This window comes from Magnetospirillum sp. UT-4 (assembly GCF_902729435.1).
Taxonomy (GTDB): domain Bacteria; phylum Pseudomonadota; class Alphaproteobacteria; order Rhodospirillales; family Magnetospirillaceae; genus Magnetospirillum.
Map to the genome: position 1 here is coordinate 13,961 of NZ_CACVCG010000051.1, position 20,662 is coordinate 34,622.

18 protein-coding genes are annotated in these 20,662 nt (G+C 68.6%); 4 read left to right on the top strand and 14 right to left on the bottom strand.

The annotated features are described in order from the left end of the window. Position 1: 1 nt before the first annotated feature. The 6 genes from MTBUT4_RS07720 to MTBUT4_RS07745 form a co-directional block, all read right to left on the bottom strand. A complete protein-coding gene (locus MTBUT4_RS07720) occupies positions 2–1,660 on the bottom strand; it encodes a flagellar hook-length control protein FliK (RefSeq protein ID WP_173979096.1) in 1,659 nt (552 codons plus the stop codon). A 174-nt stretch (positions 1,661–1,834) separates the two neighbouring features. Next, entirely contained in the window at positions 1,835–2,101 is a 267-nt protein-coding gene (locus tag MTBUT4_RS07725; RefSeq protein ID WP_254434782.1) for a hypothetical protein, read from the bottom strand. 122 nt (positions 2,102–2,223) lie between these two features. After that, the gene (locus MTBUT4_RS07730; RefSeq protein ID WP_173979097.1) at positions 2,224–3,213 is read right to left on the bottom strand and encodes a bifunctional GNAT family N-acetyltransferase/(deoxy)nucleoside triphosphate pyrophosphohydrolase; all 990 of its coding nucleotides are present in this window, start codon (positions 3,211–3,213) and stop codon (positions 2,224–2,226) included. A gap of 34 nt (positions 3,214–3,247) precedes the next feature. Continuing rightward, entirely contained in the window at positions 3,248–3,613 is a 366-nt protein-coding gene (locus tag MTBUT4_RS07735) for a GxxExxY protein (protein WP_173979098.1), read from the bottom strand. A 233-nt stretch (positions 3,614–3,846) separates the two neighbouring features. Continuing rightward, the gene (gene argJ / locus MTBUT4_RS07740) at positions 3,847–5,076 is read right to left on the bottom strand and encodes a bifunctional glutamate N-acetyltransferase/amino-acid acetyltransferase ArgJ (RefSeq protein WP_173979099.1); all 1,230 of its coding nucleotides are present in this window, start codon (positions 5,074–5,076) and stop codon (positions 3,847–3,849) included. A 19-nt stretch (positions 5,077–5,095) separates the two neighbouring features. Next, positions 5,096–5,920, bottom strand: coding sequence for a peptidylprolyl isomerase (locus tag MTBUT4_RS07745; protein WP_254434783.1), 825 nt, complete (start codon positions 5,918–5,920; stop codon positions 5,096–5,098). Positions 5,921–6,109: 189 nt separating this feature from the next. On the opposite strand from MTBUT4_RS07745, the gene MTBUT4_RS07750 reads away from it, so the two are divergent. The 3 genes from MTBUT4_RS07750 to MTBUT4_RS07760 all read left to right on the top strand — a co-directional run bounded on the left by MTBUT4_RS07750 (position 6,110) and on the right by MTBUT4_RS07760 (position 11,428). Beyond that, positions 6,110–7,399: an ATP-binding protein gene (locus MTBUT4_RS07750; protein WP_173979101.1), complete on the top strand. Its 1,290-nt coding sequence runs from the start codon at positions 6,110–6,112 to the stop codon at positions 7,397–7,399. Positions 7,400–7,503: 104 nt separating this feature from the next. Further along, positions 7,504–10,209 carry a preprotein translocase subunit SecA gene (gene secA / locus MTBUT4_RS07755; protein WP_173979102.1) on the top strand — a complete coding sequence of 902 codons (2,706 nt, stop codon included), beginning with the start codon at positions 7,504–7,506 and terminating at the stop codon, positions 10,207–10,209. Between the two features lie 85 nt (positions 10,210–10,294). After that, positions 10,295–11,428 carry a Fic family protein gene (locus MTBUT4_RS07760; RefSeq protein ID WP_173979103.1) on the top strand — a complete coding sequence of 378 codons (1,134 nt, stop codon included), beginning with the start codon at positions 10,295–10,297 and terminating at the stop codon, positions 11,426–11,428. Positions 11,429–11,557: 129 nt separating this feature from the next. Here MTBUT4_RS07760 and pgk read toward each other — a convergent pair whose 3' ends face one another. The 4 genes from pgk to MTBUT4_RS07780 form a co-directional block, all read right to left on the bottom strand. After that, positions 11,558–12,745, bottom strand: a complete 1,188-nt coding sequence (gene pgk, locus MTBUT4_RS07765; protein ID WP_173979104.1) for a phosphoglycerate kinase — start codon at positions 12,743–12,745, stop codon at positions 11,558–11,560. A 16-nt stretch (positions 12,746–12,761) separates the two neighbouring features. Continuing rightward, a complete protein-coding gene (gene gap / locus MTBUT4_RS07770) occupies positions 12,762–13,760 on the bottom strand; it encodes a type I glyceraldehyde-3-phosphate dehydrogenase (protein WP_173979105.1) in 999 nt (332 codons plus the stop codon). Positions 13,761–14,536: 776 nt separating this feature from the next. Then, complete coding sequence (locus MTBUT4_RS07775) at positions 14,537–15,250, bottom strand: hypothetical protein (protein ID WP_173979106.1); 714 nt, start codon at positions 15,248–15,250, stop codon at positions 14,537–14,539. A gap of 146 nt (positions 15,251–15,396) precedes the next feature. After that, positions 15,397–15,621: a hypothetical protein gene (locus MTBUT4_RS07780; RefSeq protein WP_173979107.1), complete on the bottom strand. Its 225-nt coding sequence runs from the start codon at positions 15,619–15,621 to the stop codon at positions 15,397–15,399. 375 nt (positions 15,622–15,996) lie between these two features. On the opposite strand from MTBUT4_RS07780, the gene MTBUT4_RS07785 reads away from it, so the two are divergent. Next, positions 15,997–16,665 carry a response regulator transcription factor gene (locus MTBUT4_RS07785; protein ID WP_173979108.1) on the top strand — a complete coding sequence of 223 codons (669 nt, stop codon included), beginning with the start codon at positions 15,997–15,999 and terminating at the stop codon, positions 16,663–16,665. A gap of 178 nt (positions 16,666–16,843) precedes the next feature. Here the strand turns inward: MTBUT4_RS07785 and MTBUT4_RS07790 are convergent, their stop codons facing one another. The 4 genes from MTBUT4_RS07790 to MTBUT4_RS07805 are packed head-to-tail and all read right to left on the bottom strand — an operon-like array spanning position 16,844 to position 20,649. Continuing rightward, entirely contained in the window at positions 16,844–17,701 is an 858-nt protein-coding gene (locus MTBUT4_RS07790) for a lysophospholipid acyltransferase family protein (RefSeq protein WP_254434784.1), read from the bottom strand. After that, positions 17,698–18,669, bottom strand: a complete 972-nt coding sequence (gene lpxK, locus MTBUT4_RS07795) for a tetraacyldisaccharide 4'-kinase (protein ID WP_173979110.1) — start codon at positions 18,667–18,669, stop codon at positions 17,698–17,700. Before lpxK ends, MTBUT4_RS07790 begins: the two co-directional genes overlap by 4 nt. Beyond that, the gene (locus MTBUT4_RS07800; protein WP_173979111.1) at positions 18,656–19,945 is read right to left on the bottom strand and encodes a 3-deoxy-D-manno-octulosonic acid transferase; all 1,290 of its coding nucleotides are present in this window, start codon (positions 19,943–19,945) and stop codon (positions 18,656–18,658) included. Before MTBUT4_RS07800 ends, lpxK begins: the two co-directional genes overlap by 14 nt. Continuing rightward, positions 19,942–20,649, bottom strand: a complete 708-nt coding sequence (locus MTBUT4_RS07805; protein ID WP_173979112.1) for a lysophospholipid acyltransferase family protein — start codon at positions 20,647–20,649, stop codon at positions 19,942–19,944. Before MTBUT4_RS07805 ends, MTBUT4_RS07800 begins: the two co-directional genes overlap by 4 nt. Between the last annotated feature and the right edge of the window lie 13 nt (positions 20,650–20,662).

Here is a 20,662-nt window from a genome sequence, read left to right on the forward strand (position 1 = left end):
CCTAGACCTGGATATCGACGCCGGAGCGACGGCCGCCGGTGCGGGCCTGGGCCTGCGTCTGGGCGGTGAGGTCGGTCCCGGTGGCGGCGCCGGCGGCGGCCAGGCGCGAGCGCCGGGTGCGTCCCTGGCCCTGGCCGTCCTGGGCGTTCTGCTGCTGGTTGCCCTCGCGCAAGCTGAAGGACAGCGAGCCCGATTCGGTCTTGAAGCCGGCCTCGGACAGCGCCTTTTCCAGGCTGCGCGAGTCCTTCTGCAGCAGTGCCAGGGTGTCCTTGTTGTCGGCGGTGACGGTGCCGGTGACGCGGCCGTCCTGGGCAATGTCGAGCTTGACCTCGATGCTGCCCAGATCGGCCGGCTTCAGCTGCACCTTGATGACGTCGTGGCCGTTCTGCGCCTGCTTGGCGATCTGCACCTTGACCTGGTCCAGCACCGCCTGCTGCTCCTGCGCGGTCTGCGGCCGGTGCGGCGCCTGGGCGGCCTGGGCGGCGGCGGCCTTGCTGGCGGCCTGCGTGCCCGAGGCGCCGTTCAGGCCGGCCACCGCCTGGGTCTGGCCGGACTGGCCGGCATTGCTCTGGGCCGGCTGGCTGGCCTCCATCTGGGCCACCAGGGTGGCGGCGAAGGGGCGGGTCTCGACGGCGCGGTCCGGCGCGGCCTGGGCGGCCTCGGCGGCCTGGGCCTGGGTCTGGGCGCCGGCGGCCTGGTTCTGGTTGCCGGTGTTGCCGTTGCCGGGCGCCTGGCCGGGCAGCGGCACCTCGGTGGCGGCCACGTCCTGAGCCAGCAGGGCGGCGGCGGCGGTGTCGGTGGTGGCGGTCTGGGTCTCGGCCGGCTTGGCGACCTTGACCTGGACGCTGATCTGGGCGCCGGTGTCGGCCAGCTGCTCGGCCAGGTCGTCGGCCTGGGCCTGGGCCAGGTCGTCGGCCACCTCGGCCCGGCCGTGGGTGTCGGCCTTGGCGGCGGACTTGGCGGCGGCGGCGGTGTCGAAGGCGAGCAGCTGGTCATCGGCGGCGGCCTGCTCGGCATCGCCGGCCTGGTCGTCCTGGGCGGCGGCCTGGGCGGTCTGCTGCGCCGCCTTGGCGTTGGCCTGCTCGTCGGTGGCCTCGCCCTCGTCGGTCACCACCTCGACGGTGGCCACCAGCAGCTCCTCGACCTGCTCGGTCGGGGCCTGGATCACGGCGGCGTTGGCCTGGGCCATGGTGTCGTCGGAGGTCTTGGACTGGTCCTGCCCGGTGGTCTGCTGGCCGCTCTCGTCGGTGGCCTGCTGGGTGTCGGACTGGTCGGCGGCCTTGGGCGCCTCGTCGGCCGGAGCCTCGGCCTCGGCGGCCTGGGGCTTGGCGGTCTCCTCGGCCGGGGCGGGCTTCTCGGCCCGCTCGGTCTGCTTGGCCTCGGTGCGGCGGGGACCGCGGTCGTCGTGCTTGGGCTGCGGCCGCTCGGCCTTTTCCGGCGCCTTCGGCTCGCGCACCTTCTCGGCGGGGCGGTCGAACGCCTTCTGCAGCGCCTTCTCGGCCGACGGGGCGGCATCCATGCCGAAGCGCGCGGCGTTGCTGCCAAGCAGGGCCGCGAACTGGTCGGCGGCGCTGGCGGCGGCGACGGACGGCTTGGTCGCCGCGGTCACGCTGTTGGCCTGTTCGAGCGCTGCGCGCTTGATGATGGATTGAACGGTCATGGTCCTGATCCCCGCAAGGAAGTTTGGCGTCCTCACCACTGCAGGGGGCGTGCCAGACTTGCGGCACGGAAAAAATCGTTGTTTTTCAACGCATATGTTTGTGGTTGCGGAATGGACGGCGCGGGCGGGCGGGAAATTCCTGCCGGGTGGGGGGAAAAGCCTGCCGGGAAAATTTCAATCCCAGTCCCGTTCCCGCTCGTCGTCCTTGGCCAGGCTCATCACGCCCACGCCCATGCCGATGCTGCCGAAGGTGACGAACAGGCCGAAGAAGAACAGCACCAGGACCAGCACCGGCTGGGCCGAGTCCAGCGCCAGGGTGCGCAGGTTGCCGAGATTGGTGTAGAGCACCGCCAGACCGAAGGTCAGGCCCGCGGCCAGCCCGTAGACCAGGTGCACCCCCAGGAACCTCAGCGCTTCCTTTTCCTTGTGGTTCAGCGGCACCGCGGCGGTCTCCCTCTTCGCATCCCAGAGGCAGATGGGGATGGAGGCGGCAGTGCCGACAGGGGGGACCGACAGGGTATGTCGTTCGGTCCCGGGGTGACGGCAGGGCCGCTTGCCGCCGATTATATCCACTGGCGCAGCAGGGGGACCAGCGGGATGTCGGCCGGCGGCATGGGCAGGGCGCCGAGATCGGCGGCGCGCACCCACTTCAACTCCTGGCCCTCGCGCGGGTGCGGATTGCCCTTCCACTGGCGGATGGCATAGAGCGGCATGAGCAGATGGAAGCCGTCATAGTCGTGCGAGGCGAAGGCCAGCGGCGCCAGGCAGCTTTCGCCCACGTCGATGCCCAGTTCCTCGGCCAGTTCGCGCACCAGCGCCGCCTCGGGGGTCTCGCCCGGACGGACCTTGCCGCCGGGGAACTCCCACAGCCCGGCCATGGTCTTGCCGCTGGGGCGGCTGGCCAGCAGCACGCGGCCGTCGGCGTCGATCAGCGCCGCCGCCGCCACCACCACCATCGGCCGGGTGGCGTGGCGGCGGTTCCACTCCTCGCGGGTCACCGCATAGCGGGGCGCATAGACGCTTTCGCCGCGCGCCGGCATGGCGACGGTGAGATGCCCGTCCAGCACCATGCCGGCCTTGGCCATGACGGCGCAGGAGGGCGCGTTGTCGGGATGGGCCGAGGCCCACACCCGCTCGACCTTCAGATCGGCGAACAGATGGCGCAGCAGCCGCAGCAGCGCCTCGGCGGCGATGCCCTGGCCCCAGTCGGCACGGCTGACCCAATAGCCCACCTCGGGCATGTCGCGATCGTCGAGGACGAAGCCGACCGCCCCCACCAGCATGCCGTCGATGGCGCGCTCCACCGCCAGCGCGGCACCGCGCCGGGTGCGGCGGCGTTCGGCGTCGAGGGCGAGGAAGGCGCGGGCGTCGTCCTCGCCATAGGGATGCGGGATGCGCGGGGTGTGGCGCACCATCTCCCAGTCGTCGAGCACGGCGACCAGACGCGGAATGTCGCCGTCATGGAACGGCCGCAACCGCAGCCGCGCGGTCAGCAGCGGCCGCTGGTTCCAGACCGTCCCCACCGCCCAGCAGCCTTGGTCTTCGTCGGACATGGTTCTGTCGCCCATAGAGGATAAGAGTCGAAGATCATAGCGCCACGCGGCGGTATTCCACACGAGGACGCCCGAAATTGAGCAAGAGGGCAACCGTCAGGCCGCTGGCGCGCAAGTAGTTCAGGCATTGACTCATATGCGCATCCGTCAGCCGGTCGGCGCATTTCAGTTCGACGATCACCCGGTCTTCCACGACGAGATCCGCCACGTAAGAGGCGATCTGCTCCCCCTTGTAACTCACCGCATATGTCACTTCACGCCGAGCGGCGATGTCACGCAATGCCAGTTCGCGGTCCAAGGCTTTGGAACACACCTTCTCCAGGAACCCGTGCCCCAGGGTGTTCGCCACTTCGAAGGCGGCGTTCAGGATGGCTCCGGTCAGTGGATCGCGATCTTCCATGGTCCGTTATCGCATCGACAGCCTGTGGGCAAATACCTTCTTTCCTCTCCGCGCCCGACCAGCAGTGGCCGTTCGTTCCAGACTATCCTCACCGCCCGGAAGCCGTGGTCCTCGTCAGGCGCATTTAAATCGCCCACAGATGAACACAGATAAACACAGATGATATTTTCTTATTTATCTGTGTTTATCTGTGTTCATCTGTGGGCAAATAACACGTCGCATCCGGGCGCTTCCTACGTCCGGTACGACCCGTTGATGTCGATATAGGCGTGGGTGAGGTCGCAGGTGTAGACGGTGGCCTTGCCGGTGCCGATGCCGACGTCCACCTCGATGACGATGTCCTTGCCCTTGAAGTGCGCGGCCACCGGCGCCTCGTCGTAGCCGGCGGCCATCTCGCCCTTGTCGGCCACCAGCACGCCGCCCATGCGGATGCAGAGCCTGTCGCGGTCGGCCCGCTCGCCGGCCTTGCCCACCGCCATCACCACCCGGCCCCAATTGGCGTCCTCGCCGGCGATGGCGGTCTTGACCAGCGGCGAATTGGCGATGGCCATGCCGATGCGCCGGGCCGCCCGCTTGCCGGCGGCGCCGGTGACGTGGATGGTGACGAACTTCGAGGCGCCCTCGCCGTCCTTCACCACCTGCAGGGCCAGATCCAGCAGCAGGTCGAACAGCTTGGCCCGGAAATCGGCCAGCCGCCTGTCCTTGGCGTCGGTCACCGGGCTGTTGCCGGCCTTGCCGGTGGCGAACAGCATCAGCGTGTCCGAGGTCGAGGTGTCGCTGTCCACGGTGATGCAGTTGAACGAACGGTCGACGCCCTTGGACAGAAGGGCCTGCAGCACCTCGGCCGGCAGGTTGGCGTCGGTGAAGACGTAGGACAGCATGGTCGCCATGTCGGGGGCGATCATGCCGGCACCCTTGGCGATGCCGTTGATGGTCACCGTCACGCCGTCGATGGTGGCGGTGCGGGTCGCCCCCTTGGGATAGGTGTCGGTGGTCATGATGGCGCGCGCCGCCTCGGCCCAGGCCTCGGGCTTCAGCTTGGCCCGCACCTCGGCCAGGGCGGCGGTGATCTTCTCGTCGGGCAGGCGCACGCCGATGGTGCCGGTCGAGGCGATGTAGACCTCGGACTCCTTGCAGCCGACCAGGGCGGCGGTGGAGTCCACCGTGCGCCGCACCGAGGCCACCCCCACCGAGCCGGTGAAGGCGTTGGCGTTGCCGGAATTGACCACCAGGGCGCGGGCCCTGCCCTTGGCCACTGCGGCGCGGCACCACTCCACCGGCGCCGAGGCGGTGAGGGAGCGGGTGAACACACCGGCCGCGCTCGTCCCCGGGTCCATCTCGACCATCAAGAGGTCGGTGCGGCCGGCATAGCGCACGCCGCAGGCATGGCTGGCCAGGCGCACGCCGGCGATCACCGGCAGATCGGGAAAGGCGGTGGGGGCGAGGGGGGAGATGGCGGTCATGGTCGTCCTGGTCCGGTGATTAGGGCTTTCCCTTGGTGGCTTCCATCGGCTTGCCTTCGGGGTCGTAGAGCTTGACCTTGGCCTTCTCGCGGATGTCGGCGACCAGCTTCTGGGCGGCCTCCTGGGCCAGCTGCTCGCGGATCACCGGGCGGGCCTGCTCGAGGGTCGGCGGCGAGGCCATGCGGCGGTCCTCGACCTTGATGACGTGGAAGCCGAACTGGCTCTTGACCGGGGCGGCGGCCAGCTCGCCCGGCTTCATGGCGAAGGCGGCGTCCGAGAATTCCTTGACCATCTCGTCGGCGGTGAAATAGCCGAGATCGCCGCCGTTCTGCCGGGCCGAGGGGTCCTTGGACCTGGCCTTGGCGGTCTCGGCGAAGTCGGCGCCCTTCTTCAGCTCGGCGATCACCGCCTTGGCCTCGTCCTCGGTCTGGGCCAGGACGTGGCTGGCGCGCACCTCCTCGACCGGCTTGAACTCGCCCAGGAACTTGTCGTAGGCGCGCTTGACCACGTCCTCGGTGACCGCCGCCTTCAGCTTCTGGCTCATCCACGCCTTGGCCATCAGCTGCTGCTCGAACTGCTTCAGGGCCATCTTGACTTCGGGGTCGTTGGCGACGCCGTCCTTCTTCGCCTGCTCGGCCAGCAGGTGGTTGTTGACCACCATGTCCAGCAGCGCGCCGTAGGGAGCGTTCATCCCCATCTGCGGCGGCAGCGAGCGCTGGTAGGCGGTCAGCGCCGAGGCGTGGAGCTTGGTGCCGTTGACCTCGGCGACCACCTTGTCCTCGGCGAGGGCGGGCAGGGACACGGCGAAGGCGGCGGTGGCGAGGGCGAGGCGAAGGGCGGACATGCGCATGAAGCGGGATTCCCTGGCAGGGTGAAAAAGCCGGGCACGGCGCGCGCGGCGGGTCATGGGGTTGAACCACAACCGGCCGGTCCGCACAAGAGGCGCATGCCCGTCCCCGGCCATATGCGCTGCTCCTCGCCGACAGGCCGTGGTATATTTAACACTTGGCAAGGCATAGTAGGGTGGCGGGCCATGACACCGGACGCCAGCAAGGGGATGTCCATCGCCGTCACCATCGCCATGGTCTATGCGGTGTTCGGGGCCGTGTGGGTGCTCGCCGGCGACACCCTGCTCGCCGCCCTGGTCGAGGACCGCGCCACCATGACCATGATCCAGACCTGGAAGGGCTGGGCCTTCGTCGCCCTCAGTGCCGGGCTGATCTACGTCGTCGGTTCCCGCCTGCTGGCGGCGGTCGAGGAATCCGAGCGGCGCTACCGCCTGCTGTTCGCCGACAGCCCCGAGGCGCTGGTGCTGTACGACCCCGAGCGGCTGGCGGTGGTCGAGGCCAACGCCGCCGCCGCCCGCCTGTTCGGCTACGAGGTCCAGGACATCCAGGGCATGCGGGTGGCCGACCTGCTGACCGATGGCGGCGGCGAGGCGCTGCGGCGCGAACTGCCCCGGCTGCGCGCCAAGGGCGGCGGCAGCGGCCTGTGGCAGGTGCGCTGCCGCGACGGAAGGGTGCTCGACGTCGCCACCCACGGCCAGGAGGTTCGGGTGACGGGGCGCACCTTGCGGCTGGTGTTGCTGATGGACGTGACCGCAAGGCTGCGGGCCGAGATCCAGCTGCTGCGCACCCTCGACGACCTTGCGGCGGCCAATGGCAGGGTGCGCGAGCTCAGCCACGCCATCTCGCACGACCTGCAGGAGCCGCTGCGCCAGATCAGCGGCTTCGTGCAGCTGCTGCAGCGCCGCTACCAGGGCAAGCTGGACGACGAGGCCGAGCAGTTCATCGGCTTCGCGGTCGAAGGCACCGGCCGCCTGAAGGCGCTGATCCGCGACGTCGAGCGGTTCGCCATCGAGACCGCCGCCCAGCCTGTCGCGGTGGACGCCAACCGGGTGGCGGCGGGGGTGGTCGATTCCCTCAAGCCCCAGATCGAGGATGCCGGCGCCACCGTCACCGTGGCGCCGCTGCCCACCGTGTCGGCCGATCCCGAGAAGCTGGCGGTGGTGTTCCACGCGCTGCTGGACAACGCCGTCAAGTTCCGCCGCCTCGACGTCCCGTGCCAGGTTTCCGTCAGCGCCGAGCGCCATCCCGGCGGCGCCGTCTTCCAGGTGCGCGACAACGGCCTCGGCATCGAGCCGGAATACATCGATTCCATCTTTTCGCTGTTCCGCCGCCTGCACACCCGTGACCGCATTCCCGGCAACGGCACCGGGCTGGCGCTGGCGCGCAAGCTGGTGGAAGCCCATGGCGGCCGCATCTGGGTCGAATCGGTGGCGGGCGGCGGCTCGATCTTCTCGTTCACCCTGCCCGAACCGTAGGGAACGGGCGCCCAACATTGACAGAGCCCCCCTTGGGCTCTATCTCTTGCCCGTCGCGGCCGCAAGCGGCCTGCTCTTCAGAATCTCTCCCGAGGATTCGTTCCATGTTCGGCGCCATCGCCCGGCGGCTCTTCGGAACCGCGAACGACCGCATCATCAAAAGCCTGGCCAAGCACGTCGCCGCGATCAACGCGCTGGAGCCCGAATTCGCCGCCCTGTCCGACGACCAGCTGCGGGCCAAGACCGACGAATTCCGCCAGCGCGTCGCCGACGGCGCCGACCTCGACGAGGTGATGGAGGAAGCCTTCGCCACCGTGCGCGAGGCGGCCAAGCGCACCCTGGGCCAGCGCCATTTCGACGTCCAGCTGATGGGCGGCATGGTGCTGCATTCCGGCAAGATCGCCGAGATGCGCACCGGCGAGGGCAAGACCCTGGTCGCCACCCTGCCGGTGTACCTCAACGCCCTGACCGGCATGGGCGTGCACGTGGTGACCGTCAACGACTACCTGGCCAAGCGCGATTCCGAGTGGATGGGCCAGGTCTACCGCTTCCTGGGGCTGTCGGTGGGCGTCATCCTGCATACCATGGACGACGACGAGCGCCGCGCCGCCTATGGCTGCGACGTCACCTACGGCACCAACGGCGAGATCGGCTTCGACTATCTGCGCGACAACATGAAGTTCCGGCTGGAGGAGATGGTCCACCGGCCGTTCAACTACGCCATCGTCGACGAAGTCGATTCGATCCTCATCGACGAGGCGCGCACGCCGCTCATCATCTCGGGTCCCACCGAGGACAATTCCGACCTCTACCGCATGGTCGATCAACTCATCCCCGGCCTGGGCGAGGGCGATTTCGAGAAGGACGAGAAGGCCCGCGCCGTGACCCTGACCGAACAGGGCACCGAGCGCATCGAGCAGCTGCTGATCGAGGCCGGGATGATGAAGGAGGGCGGCAACCTCTACGACATCGGCAATGTCAGCCTGGTCCACCACGTCAACCAGGCGCTGCGCGCCCACAAGCTGTTCACCCGCGACGTCGACTACATCGTCAAGAACGACAAGGTCGTCATCATCGACGAGTTCACCGGCCGCATGATGGAGGGACGGCGCTATTCCGAGGGCCAGCACCAGGCGCTGGAAGCCAAGGAAGGGGTGACCATCCAGAACGAGAACCAGACCCTGGCCTCGATCACCTTCCAGAACCTGTTCCGCCTCTACCCGAAGCTGTCCGGCATGACCGGCACCGCCATGACCGAGGCCGGCGAATTCGCCGAGATCTACAAGCTCGACGTGGTCGACATGCCGACCAACGTGGCGGTGGCGCGCAAGGACCACGACGACGAGGTTTACCGCACCGCGCGCGAGAAATACGCCGCCATCGTCACCCTGATCGAGGAGGCCCGCACCCGCATGCAGCCGGTGCTGGTCGGCACCACCTCCATCGAGAAGTCGGAACTGCTGGCCGACATGCTGAAGACCAAGGGCGTGCCGCACCAGGTGCTGAACGCCCGCTACCACGAGCAGGAGGCGCTGATCGTCGCCCAGGCCGGCGTGCCCGGCGCGGTGACCATCGCCACCAACATGGCCGGCCGCGGCACCGACATCCAGCTCGGCGGCAATGTGGAGATGCGCCTGAAGCTGGAGCCCGACACCGATCCGGCCGCCATCCGCGCCGAGGTCGAGGTCAACCGCCAGAAGGTGCTGGAGGCCGGCGGCCTCTACGTCATCGGCACCGAGCGCCACGAAAGCCGGCGCATCGACAACCAGCTGCGCGGCCGCTCGGGCCGCCAGGGCGATCCCGGCGCCTCCAAGTTCTTCCTGTCGCTGGAAGACGATCTGATGCGCATCTTCGGGTCCGAGCGCATGGACGGCATGCTGCAGAAGCTGGGCCTGCAGGAGGGCGAGGCCATCGTCCATCCCTGGATCAACAAGGCCCTGGAGAAGGCGCAGCAGAAGGTCGAGGCGCGCAACTTCGACATCCGCAAGAACCTGCTCAAGTTCGACGACGTGATGAACGACCAGCGCAAGGTCATCTACGAGCAGCGCAAGGAATTGATGCAGGTGGACGACGTCTCCGACGACGTCGCCGGCATGCGCCACGAGGTGATCGAGGCCATGGTCGCCCGCACCATCCCCGAGCGCGCCTATGCCGAGGAATGGGACGTCGCCGGCCTGCACGAGGAAGTGCTGCGGGTGTTCAACCTGGACCTTCCCGTCGCCGACTGGGCCAAGGAAGAGGGCATCGCCGACCAGGAGATCCGCCACCGCATCACCGACGCGGTGGACCGCAAGATGGCGTCCAAGGCCGCCGAATACGGCCCCGACATCATGCGCATGGTGGAAAAGAGCCTGCTGCTGCAGATCCTCGACCAGGCGTGGAAGGAGCACCTGCTCCAGCTCGACCATCTGCGCCAGGGCATCGGCCTGCGCGCCTATGGCCAGCGCGACCCGCTGAACGAATACAAGCGCGAGGCCTTCAACCTGTTCGAGGGCATGCTGCACGATCTGCGCGAGCGGGTGACCAGCCTGCTGGCCCATGTGGAGCTGCGCGTCGGCCCCTCCGAGGAGGAGGTGGCCCAGGCGCTGACGCCGGAACCGCCGCGCCAGATGCGCGAAACCCGCTTCGACCCCGCCTTCGGCCACGACCCCGCCGCCGATGCCGCCGTGATGGCCGGCCCGGCCCAGCCGGTGCGCAAGCAGATTGCGGTGGCCGGCGACCCCTCGACCTGGATCGACACCCCCCGCAACGCCCCCTGCCCCTGCGGCTCGGGCAAGAAGTACAAGCACTGCCACGGGGTGATGGGGTAGGGGTCAGACAAGCGGCAACTCCCCCGGTATCACGTGATACCGGGCGCGGACCCAGGGACGAGGTGTCGGCTTAGGGGGGGCAACCGTGAAGTTTGAGACTTTCCAGGCGGGCGTGTGGAAGCAACGCTATCGCTACAAGAGCTTTGAGCCGGTCCTCGTGAACCACGATTGGCTTTGGGAGGATCCAGGCATCAATGCGCTCCTGGAAAGCGCTACCCGGGCACTGGGCGAGTTGAATGCGTTCTCGCTGATTATTCCCGATATCGACCTATTCATTCAGATGCATGTGGTCAAGGAGGCGCAGACCTCCAGCCGCATCGAAGGCACGCAGACCGCCATAGACGAGGCGCTGATGCCAGAAGAGCAAATCCTGCCAGAAAAGCGCGACGACTGGCGCGAAGTGCGAAACTACATCAACGCCGTGAACGCGGCGGTGGGCGAGCTGACCCATCTGCCGCTGTCCAACCGGATGTTGAAGCAGACCCATGCCATCCTCATGAGCGGAGTTCGCGGCGAACACAAGCAGCCAGGGGAATTCCGGAACAGCCAGAACTGGATCGGAGGTTCAAGCGTCATCGACGCAGTGTTCATTCCGCCGCACCAGGACGGTGTAAATGAACTCATGAGCGATCTTGAAAAGTTCTGGCATAACGACGGGATCCTGGTTCCGCACTTGGTCAGGGCCGCGATCAGCCATTATCAATTCGAGACCATTCACCCGTTCCTGGATGGCAATGGACGTATCGGCCGCCTGTTGATCCCGCTCTATCTCATCAGTCATGGCCTTCTCGCCAAGCCATCGCTGTATTTGTCCGATTTCTTCGAGAGGAACCGCGCGGCCTATTACGATGCATTGATGCGCGTTCGGGTGGCAAACGACATGATTCACTGGGTGCGCTTCTTTCTGAATGGCGTTGCTGAAACGGCAACCAAGGGACGGGAGGTCTTTCGCCGCATCCTGTTGCTCAGGTCCGAGGCGGAGCATGCTATCCTGGAATTGGGTAAACGCACTCCCAATGCCCGCCAGCTTCTAAACCTGCTCTACCGCCGGCCGGTTATCAGCGCCGGCGACATCGAAGGGGAACTTGGGGTAACCGCTCCAACGGCCAACGCGCTATTGCGAGATTTTCTGAGGTTGGGGATTTTGGTCGAAATCACGGGCCAGCGCCGGTCCCGCCTGTATGCCTTTGATCGTTACCTCTTGCTGTTCGTTGTTTAACGAAAAACGTTTTCCGTTAAATAGTGGGCGACGAAATTTAAGCCAGTCCCTTCCACAGCCGCCACCAGCCCACGAAAAAAGCGGGCGCCTTGCGGCACCCGCCCCTTTTCAGTCCCGAAAAACGGAACCCTACTTGATGTCCAGCGCCGCGACGCCGGGCAGGGTCTTGCCTTCCAGCCATTCCAGGAAGGCGCCGCCGGCGGTGGAGACGTAGGAGAACTTGTCTTCGACGCCCGCCTTGGCCAGGGCCGCGACGGTGTCGCCGCCGCCGGCCACGGTCAGCAGCTTGCCCTGCTTGGTGCGCTCGGCCGCGGCCCGGGCCACCGCGTTGGTGGCCATGTCGAACGGCTCGATCTCGAACGCGCCCATGGGGCCGTTCCACACCAGGGTCTTGCAGCCGCCCAGGCGGTCGATGATGGCCTCGACGCTGGCAGGGCCGGCGTCCAGGACCATCATGTCCTCGGGGATGGCATCCACCGGCACCACCTTGCTGGGGGCGTTGGCGGCGAATTCGCCGGCGACCACCGCATCGACCGGCAGGACGATGTGGCAGTTGGCGGCCTTGGCCTTCTCCATGATGGCGCGGGCGGTATCGGCCATGTCCTTCTCGCACAGGCTCTTGCCGACCTGCTTGCCCTGGGCGAACAGGAAGGTGTTGGCCATGCCGCCGCCGATGATCAGGTAGTCGACACGGGCCACCAGGTTGCCCAGCAGATCCAGCTTGGTCGACACCTTGGCGCCGCCGACCACCGCCGCCACCGGCTTCTCCGGGGTGGCCAGCGCCTTGGCCAGGGCCTCCAGCTCGGCCTGCATCAGGCGGCCGGCAGCCGCCGGCAGCAGATGGGCCAGGCCTTCGGTAGAGGCATGGGCGCGATGGGCGGTGGAGAAGGCGTCGTTGACGTAGACGTCGCCGAGAGCGGCCAGGCTCTTGGCGAAGGCGGCGTCGTTCTTCTCCTCCTCGGGGTGGAAGCGGACGTTTTCCAGCAGCGCCACATCGCCGTCCTTCATGGCGGCGATGCAGGCCTCGGCCGCCGGACCGACGCAATCGTCGGCCCAGGCCACCGGCTTGCCGACGGCCTTGGCCAGCGGCTCCAGCAGCAGCTTCTGCGAGTACTTGTCCTCGCGACCCTTGGGCCGGCCGAAATGGGTGAGGACGATGACCTTCGCCCCCCGTCCGGCCAGGTCCTTCAGCGTCGCCGCCGAGCGGTCGATGCGGGTGGAATCGGTGACCTTGCCGTCCTTGGCCGGGACGTTGAGGTCGGCCCGGACCAGGACCCGCTTGCCCTTGACGTCAAGGGCGTCGATGGTGCGGAACATCGGTAGTCCCCCGTTCCTACTTGGCGACGTGCTGGACGAAGTTCAGCATGTTGCAGGTGTAGCCGTACTCGTTGTCGTACCAGGAGACCACCTTGACGAAGGTGCTATCCAGGGCGAGGCCGGCCTCGGCGTCGAAGATCGAGGGGAACTTGCAGCCGCGGAAGTCGGTGGAGACCACCTTCTCGTCGGTGTAGCCCAGCACGCCCTTCATCTCGCCCTCGGACGCCGCCTTCATGGCCTTGCAGATGTCCTCGTAGCTGGCTTCCTTGTTCAGCTCGACGGTGAGATCGACCACCGAGACGTCCGAGGTGGGGACGCGGAAGGCCATGCCGGTCAGCTTCTTGTTCAGCTCGGGGATGACCTTGCCCACCGCCTTGGCGGCGCCGGTCGAGGACGGGATGATGTTCTCGAGGATGCCGCGGCCGCCGCGCCAATCCTTGGAGGACGGGCCGTCGACGGTCTTCTGGGTGGCGGTGGCGGCGTGCACGGTGCTCATCAGGCCGCGCTTGATGCCCCAGTTGTCGTTCAGGACCTTGGCCACCGGGGCCAGGCAGTTGGTGGTGCACGAGGCGGCCGAGACGATGGCCTCGCCGGCGTACTTGGTGTGGTTCACGCCGTAGACGAACATGGGGGTGTCGTCCTTGGACGGAGCCGACTGCACCACCTTCTTGGCGCCGGCGGCCAGGTGCTTCTCGCAGCTTTCCTTGGTCAGGAACAGGCCGGTGGACTCGATGACCAGGTCGGCGCCGATGTCGCCCCACTTCAGCTCGGTCGGGTCCTTGACCGCGGTCAGGCGGATCTTCTTGCCGTTCACGATCAGCTTGTCGCCGTCGACCGCGATGTCGCCCTTGAAGTTGCCGTGCACCGAGTCGTACTTCAGCATGTACGCCAGGTAGTTGGGCTCGAGCAGGTCGTTGATGCCAACGATCTCGATCTCCGGGAACTCCTTGGAGACGGCCCGGAAAACCATGCGACCGATGCGGCCGAAGCCGTTGATGCCGACGCGAACAGTCATTGTTTCCTCCGCTTGCGATGACTTTGGGTGCTGGCCCGGCCCGCCGCGGGCGGGGGCACCGGCACGGAACTGTCTTGGCCCACCGGGCCTGATCACCTGACGCCCGCTTGCCCGACGAGAGCTGGGCCCGGGACCTGGGGATCGATCCATTGGACGGGGGAACCATATCGCACACTCGGGACGGCGAATCCAGCCCCGAAAGCGGCAAATGGGCCAAGGCTAAGGTCAGAAGTCATTGAAATTTATTATTCCCACCCGAAGGGATGAGGCCGGTTCACCCGCCCCGGGGGGAAAGTAATGGCAACCCGGCCGCCAATGGGCGGGACACGGTGTCTTGGCGGCGGCGCCGGCCGTACCATATTGCGCTGCACAACGACTTGCGAATCATGGTCCGGCACTTGTCCCGGCCGGAGGTCGGGGGCGGCATGCCGGCAGGGATACCTTCGCGCTAGGGGCCGCCGCAGGGCCTAGTGCGCAAGCCCGGCTTCGCGCCGCCCCGCCATCGCGCCATACTGCCCCCGACGGTTGCTCCTGTCCCCCCACGAGCAGCCCGAGAGGCGGCCCTATCCCCCCCATCCCCCCTTGGGTCGGCCTCGGTCACCAGGGCCGCCGGAGCAACCTCCGGCGGCCCGCCCCCTTTGTTCATGTGTACGCCCTCGCCGGGCGCAAACCTCCGGTTTGCTTGGCCGCGCCCTCAATGGGCGCTGTCGGTCGGGAGCGAGGGCCCGCCTCAATACATTCTCCCTCCCCATGGAAGGGGAGGGGAGAAAAGCATGTCACCCCCTGTACTCGCAGCGGTCGCCGGTGATCTCGATGAAGCCGCGCGCCCCCGGCACCGCGGTGAAGCGGTATTCGCCGTTCTTCACCACCAGCGAGTGCTGCAGGGGCAGCTTGCCGCTGGCCTGGCTGTCCTTGCCGCCGATGGCGGTGAAGTGCAGCGTCACCGGCTTGTCGGGGTCGTACCATTGCTCGGCGCCGCCATTGCCGCCGGCGCCGTCGGCGGTGACGGTGATGAGGTCCGAGAACCGCACCCAGGTGGAGTTGCCGTCGTAGCGGGCGGTCTTGACCATGAACCGCTTGGTCTCCTCGCCGCCGCAGCGGCGCGGCTTCTCGGCCGAGTGGATGACGAAGGCCAGGCGCTTGGGCTCGAGGCCCGAGGCCAGCTTGGCCTTCAGGGCGGCGGTCAGGTCCTTCATCTCGTCGGTGGGGGCGACCGCCTCGTACTTGGCCTGGAAGTCGGCGGCGCGGGCGCGGGCCGCCTCGAGTTCGGCGGCGAGCGCCTCGGCCTCGCCGCGCCGGGCCGCCTCGGCGGTGGACAATCGCTCGATCTCCTGGCGCGCGGCGGCGACCTCGTCCAGCGCCAGGCGCTGCCCCACCTCGTAGGCATAGAACCCGGTGGCGCCGAAGGCGGCCAGGACCACCGCGAACTTGAACAGCTTGAACCAGATCTGCCAGCCCTGCTGGCCGCGGCGGATTCTGCGGCGCGCCATGTCCTCTCCCAGAACGGTGTTGTTTCGTCGGGACGGGGGTAGCCGCCCATTGTGGCCGAACCGGGGCGGCGGCGCCGGTGTCCCCGAAAGGTCACCGTGCCACTGCCGATGATGCCAGGGCATGTTCCGTTCAAACGGAACATGGTCTAGCAGGCGACGGCTTCCGGCAGTGGTGCCGGCGCCGGGCGGAACAGGCGCATGTCGTTGAGCGCGCCCACCGACAGGGTCTTGGTGTGCGACGGGTCGCCAACCCGGGTCAGGCGGGCGTGGATGATTCCCTCGGCATCCTTGACCAGTTCGCGAACCTCCCACTGGACCGAGGATCCGGTGGGGGTGAAGCGTTGTCCGACGACGACCTCGCGGCGGGGCATGGGGCCATTCTCCATAGATATGCGGAACGATCGACAAGAAGCGCCAAAAGAGCTATATTGCCAGAACACAAGAAACTTTGGGCATAGGCTCATATATTCTGACACGGCTGTATGTATTGGCTATTTATGGCCATCGTATGGCGGAAAGGTGGCGGCCCTGTTTCGTGTTGCATTCCCTAGGCGATCCCCTATTTTTGCAATTGCGAAAAGGGGGTGCGCCCCGGGGATATTCGGATAGCCACAGACCTTTTTCGTAACGACGCGGCTCGATTTTGAGATCATAAGATCAAGGCCCGCTTCGGGGCCGCAGGGGCGGCAGGGGCGGCCGGGTACGGCCCTCTCGCGGCAGTCGAAATATCAAGATGGTGGGACGACATGAAGATTCTTATCGCCGATGACCATGAACTGTTTCGCGACGGCCTGCGGCATGTGCTGGACCAGTTGGGCGGCCCGCTGACCATCGTCGAGGCCAGCGACTTCCCGCAGGCGGTCGCGGCGGTCGAGCGCGAGCCCGACATCGACATCGTCCTGCTCGACCTGTCCATGCCCGGCATGCCGTGGAACGAGGGGTTGCCGCGGCTCAAGGAGCTGTTGCCCGAGGGCACCCCGGTCATCGTGCTGTCGGCCTCGGACGACCGCCGCCACGTGCTGCAGGCGGTCAATCTGGGCGCCGCCGGCTTCATCCCCAAGACATCGTCCAGCCGGGTCATGCTGTCGGCGCTGAAGCTGGTGCTGTCGGGCGGCGTCTACCTGCCGCCGGCGCTGCTGGAACAGGGCACCATGCAGGGCGACGGCATGGGGCCGATGGCCAGCGAGCATGCGGTGTCCTTCCTCACCCCGCGCCAGCGCGAGGTGCTGGCGCTGCTCGGCCAGGGCAAGTCCAACAAGGAGATCGCCCGCGTGCTGCAGCTGGCCGAGGGCACGGTGAAGCTGCACGTCACCGCCATCCTCAAGGCGCTCAACGTCAACAACCGCACCCGCGCCGTGGTCGCCGCCTCGCAGCTCGGCCTGACCACCCCCGATTCCTCGCAGCTGGGGCGCTAGAGCGCGATGACATTAGGTCGGCGCACGGGGTGCGCCGACCTAATGTCTGAATCGCACTCTAATTTATTGATTTAGAGGCGGATTCAGCTATCAGGTTGGATCGCCTCGCGATTCAACCTGATAGCATCCGGCTCTAACCCGACCGTCCCCTTCCCCTGGTGGGGAGGGGCGTTCCACCTCAGTCCGGCCAGCGGCGGTGCAGCCACAGCCACTGGCCGGGGCGGGCGCGGATCCACTCCTCGAACAACCGGTTGATTTCGGTCATGGTCGCCAGGGTGTCGGCATCGGTCGGCAGCGGCTGGTGGAAGGTGATGCGGAAGCGCGCCCCCCGCAGCCGCTCGACCTGCACCGGCACGATGCCGATGCCGAAGCGGGCGGCGAAGCGGGCCACCGCCGGCGCGGTCATGGCGTCGCGGCCGAAGAACGGCACGGCGATGCCGTCGTTCATCTTCTGGTCGACCAGCAGCCCGAGGAAGCCGCGCCGCTTCAGCATCGCCATGATCTCGCGGGCGCCCTCGGGTCCCTTGGCGATCTGGCCTGCCACCGCCGACGGGGCGCGGCCGCGGGCGAAGAATTCGTTGATGTGGGGATTGTTGGCGGCGCGGTAGACCAGCGCGACGGGGATGCCCCAGCCGCAGACGGTGGCGCCCGACAGCTCCCAGTTGGCCAGGTGGGCGGAGACGAACAATCCCGGGCCGCCGGCCGCCTTGATGCGGTCCAGCACCTCGCCGCCGACCACCTCGACGCGGTCGCGGGAGATGGTGGCGATATGGGGGAATTCGCCGGCGACACGGCCCATGTTGTCCCACACCTCGCGCAGGGTGGCCTCGATGCGGGCCGCGTCCCAGTCGGGAAAGGCGCCGGCGAGGTTGCGCCGCGCGACGTCCGAAACCTTGAGGTGCGGCCCGACCAGGCGCCCGACGGCGCCCGCCAGTCCCGAGGCGGCGTCCAGCGGCAACGCCGCGAACAGGCCCCACAGCAGGCGGGCGGCGATGGCCTCCAGGCTTTGGCGGCGGGACTTGGACAGCAACCTCACGCAGGGATCTCCAGGCGGCCGAGCAGGCGGTCGAGGGTCCCGGTATCCTCCCATTGCAGGGCCACGGTCAAGACCATGACCCTCGGCCTGAGGTCGGGGGGGAGGCGGATGGCATCCTTGGCGGTGGTCACCGCGATGGCGTCCAGCGCAATCGCTTCGTCCAGCAGCCGCAGGATCTCGGCCCGGGCGAAGGGATGGTGGTCGGGGAAGGATCGGGCGGCGGCCAGTTCGGCGCCACAGGCGGCCAGGGTGTCGAAGAACTTGGCCGGGCGGCCGATGCCGGCGAAGGCCGCCACCCGCCGGCCACGCAAGGCTTCCGCCTCGGGTCCGGGCACCAGCCGGGCGCGCAGCACCGTGCGGCCGGCCAGGACGGCCAGGACGCCGGTCTGGTCGTCGCCCACCAGCACCACCGCGTCGGCGCGGTCCAGCCCGATGGCCACCGGCTCGCGGCAGGGTCCGGCGGGTATGACGCGGCCATTGCCGAAGCCGTAGCCGCCATCCACCACCACCAGCGACAGATCCTTGTGCAGGCTGGGATTCTGGAAACCGTCATCCATCACCACCACCCCCGCCCCCATCTCGGCGGCGGCGACGGCGCCATCGGGGCGGCAGCGCGCCACCCAGGTGGGGGCGCGGGCGGCCAGCAGCAACGCCTCGTCGCCGACCCGGGCGGCATCGTGGCGCAGCGGATCGACCAGCCGGGGCCCGGCCTCGGTGCCGCCATAGCCGCGGGTCAGCAGGTGCGGCCTCGCCCCGCGCGCCGCCAGCATGTCGGCCAGGGCCAGGCAGACCGGAGTCTTGCCGGCGCCGCCGGCGACGATGTTGCCGACACAGATCACCGGGACGGGGGCGCGGACCGGCACGGTGCCGGCCAGGCGGCGGGCCACCGCGCCGGCATAGAGCGCCGACAGCGGCGCCAGCAGGCGGGCCGCCAGCGAGTCGGTGCGCCAGAACTCAGGCGCCCGCATGGCGGTGCTCCAGGGGGCCGGGCTCCAGGCGGGCGAGATGGGGCTCCAGCACCGCCAGCACCGCATCCAGCGCGCCGGCCTCGGCCTCGGCCCAGGCCAGGGCGGCGGCGCGGCGGCCGGCCAGCAGCTCCGGGTCGGCGAGCAGGCGGCCGACCGCCTCGGCCAGCGCCGCCTCGTCGGCCACCTCCTCGGCGGCGCCGGCGGCCAGCATGGCGGCGGCCATGTCGGCGAAATTGCTCATGCGCGGGCCGAACAGCACGGCGGCGCCCAGCCGGGCCGGCTCGAACGGGTTCTGCCCGCCCTCGACGGTCAGGCTCTTGCCGACGAAGGCGACCGGCGCCAGCCGGAGGAACAGGCCCAGCTCGCCCATGGTGTCGGCGACGTAGAGGTCGCCCGCCGGGTCGGCGCCGGCCGAGCGCCGGGAGGCCGCCAGCCCCAGGATCGCCATTTCCGCCGCCACCTCCGGCCCGCGATGGGGATGGCGCGGCACCACGATGGTCAGCAGGCCGGGCAGACGGTCCCGCAGCCGCGCGTGGACGCCGGCGGCGACGGCCTCCTCGCCGGGATGGGTGCTGGCCGCCAGCCAGACCGGGCGGCCGCCGATGATGGTTCGCAGCCGCGCCAGCTCGGCCTCGTCGCAGGGCAAAGGCGGCACCGCCAGCTTGAGGTTTCCGGCACACGCGGTCCGTGGCGCCCCCAGCGCCGCCAGCCGCTCGGCATCGCCCGGGGTCTGGCCCAGGCACAGCTCGAAGCGGGACAGCAGGCGGGCGATGAAGCCCCTGGCCCGCTGCCAGCCGGCGAAGGAGCGGGCCGAAACGCGGCCCTGCACCAGCACCAGCGGGATGGACCGGCGGCCGACCGCCTCGATCAGGTTGGGCCAGAAATCGGATTCCGCCCACAACACCAGATCGGGGCGCCAGTGGTCGAGGAAGCGGGCGACCCAGGGCGGGCGGTCCACCGGCACGAACTGGTGGATGGCGCCGGCCGGCAGCCGCTCGGCCATCAGCCGGGCCGAGGTGACGGTGCCGGTGGTCATCAGCACGTTCAGGCCGCGCCCCAGCAGCCGTTCGACCAGCGGCAGCAGCGACAGCGCCTCGCCCACCGAGGCGCCGTGCAGCCACACCAGCCGGCCCTCGGGACGCGGCCGGCCGGGCCGGCCCATCCGCTCGGGAAAGCGGGCCGGGTCCTCCTTGCCGCGGGCCAGGCGCCGCTTCAGGTACAGCCCGATCAGCGGCCCCAGAAGCGTGGTGGCGAGGCGATACAGGGCGTGGATCACGACCCTTCCTCCGCGGCGGGGGGCACCGGCTCGGCCCCGACCAGGGAATCGGCGAGGTCGGTCAGCCGGGTGAGTTCGCGCTCGAGCGCCAGGCGGAAGGCTTCCTGTGCCGCCTCGTCGCAATCCTTGTCCAGGCGCATGGGCGCGCCCCACACGAACACCCCGTCGGTGAACGGCCGCGGCACCAGGAAGCGGTCCCACGAGCGCAGCAGCGTGCGGTGGCGGGCGGAGCAGGCGGCCGGAACGATGGCCCGGCCCGACAGCCGGGCGATGGTGACGGTGCCCATGGAGACCCGCATGCGCGGCCCCCGGGGGCCGTCCGGGGTGATGCCGATGCAGCCGCCGTCCTTGAGCAGCCGCATCAGCGAACGCATGGCCGATCCGCCGCCGCGAGTCGATGACCCGGCCACGGTGGAGATTCCGAGATGGGCGACGGTGCGGGCGATCAGCAGGCCGTCGCGGTGCTGGCTGATCAGCATGTGGATGGGCATGCCGCCGCGCCACAGCCGCGGCATCATCAGCAGTCGGCCGTGCCAGAAGGCCAGGATGAACGGTTCGCGCCGGTCCCAGAAGGCGGCGGGAACGTCGCCCCCTTGCGTGCGCCAGCGACCGGTGGCGTGCACCAGTCGGATGTACTGGGCGACCAGCCAGCACAGCAGGACGCGCACGCCCTCCAGCTTGCCGATGCGCTTGGCGAGGCCCACCGCGTCCGTCCCG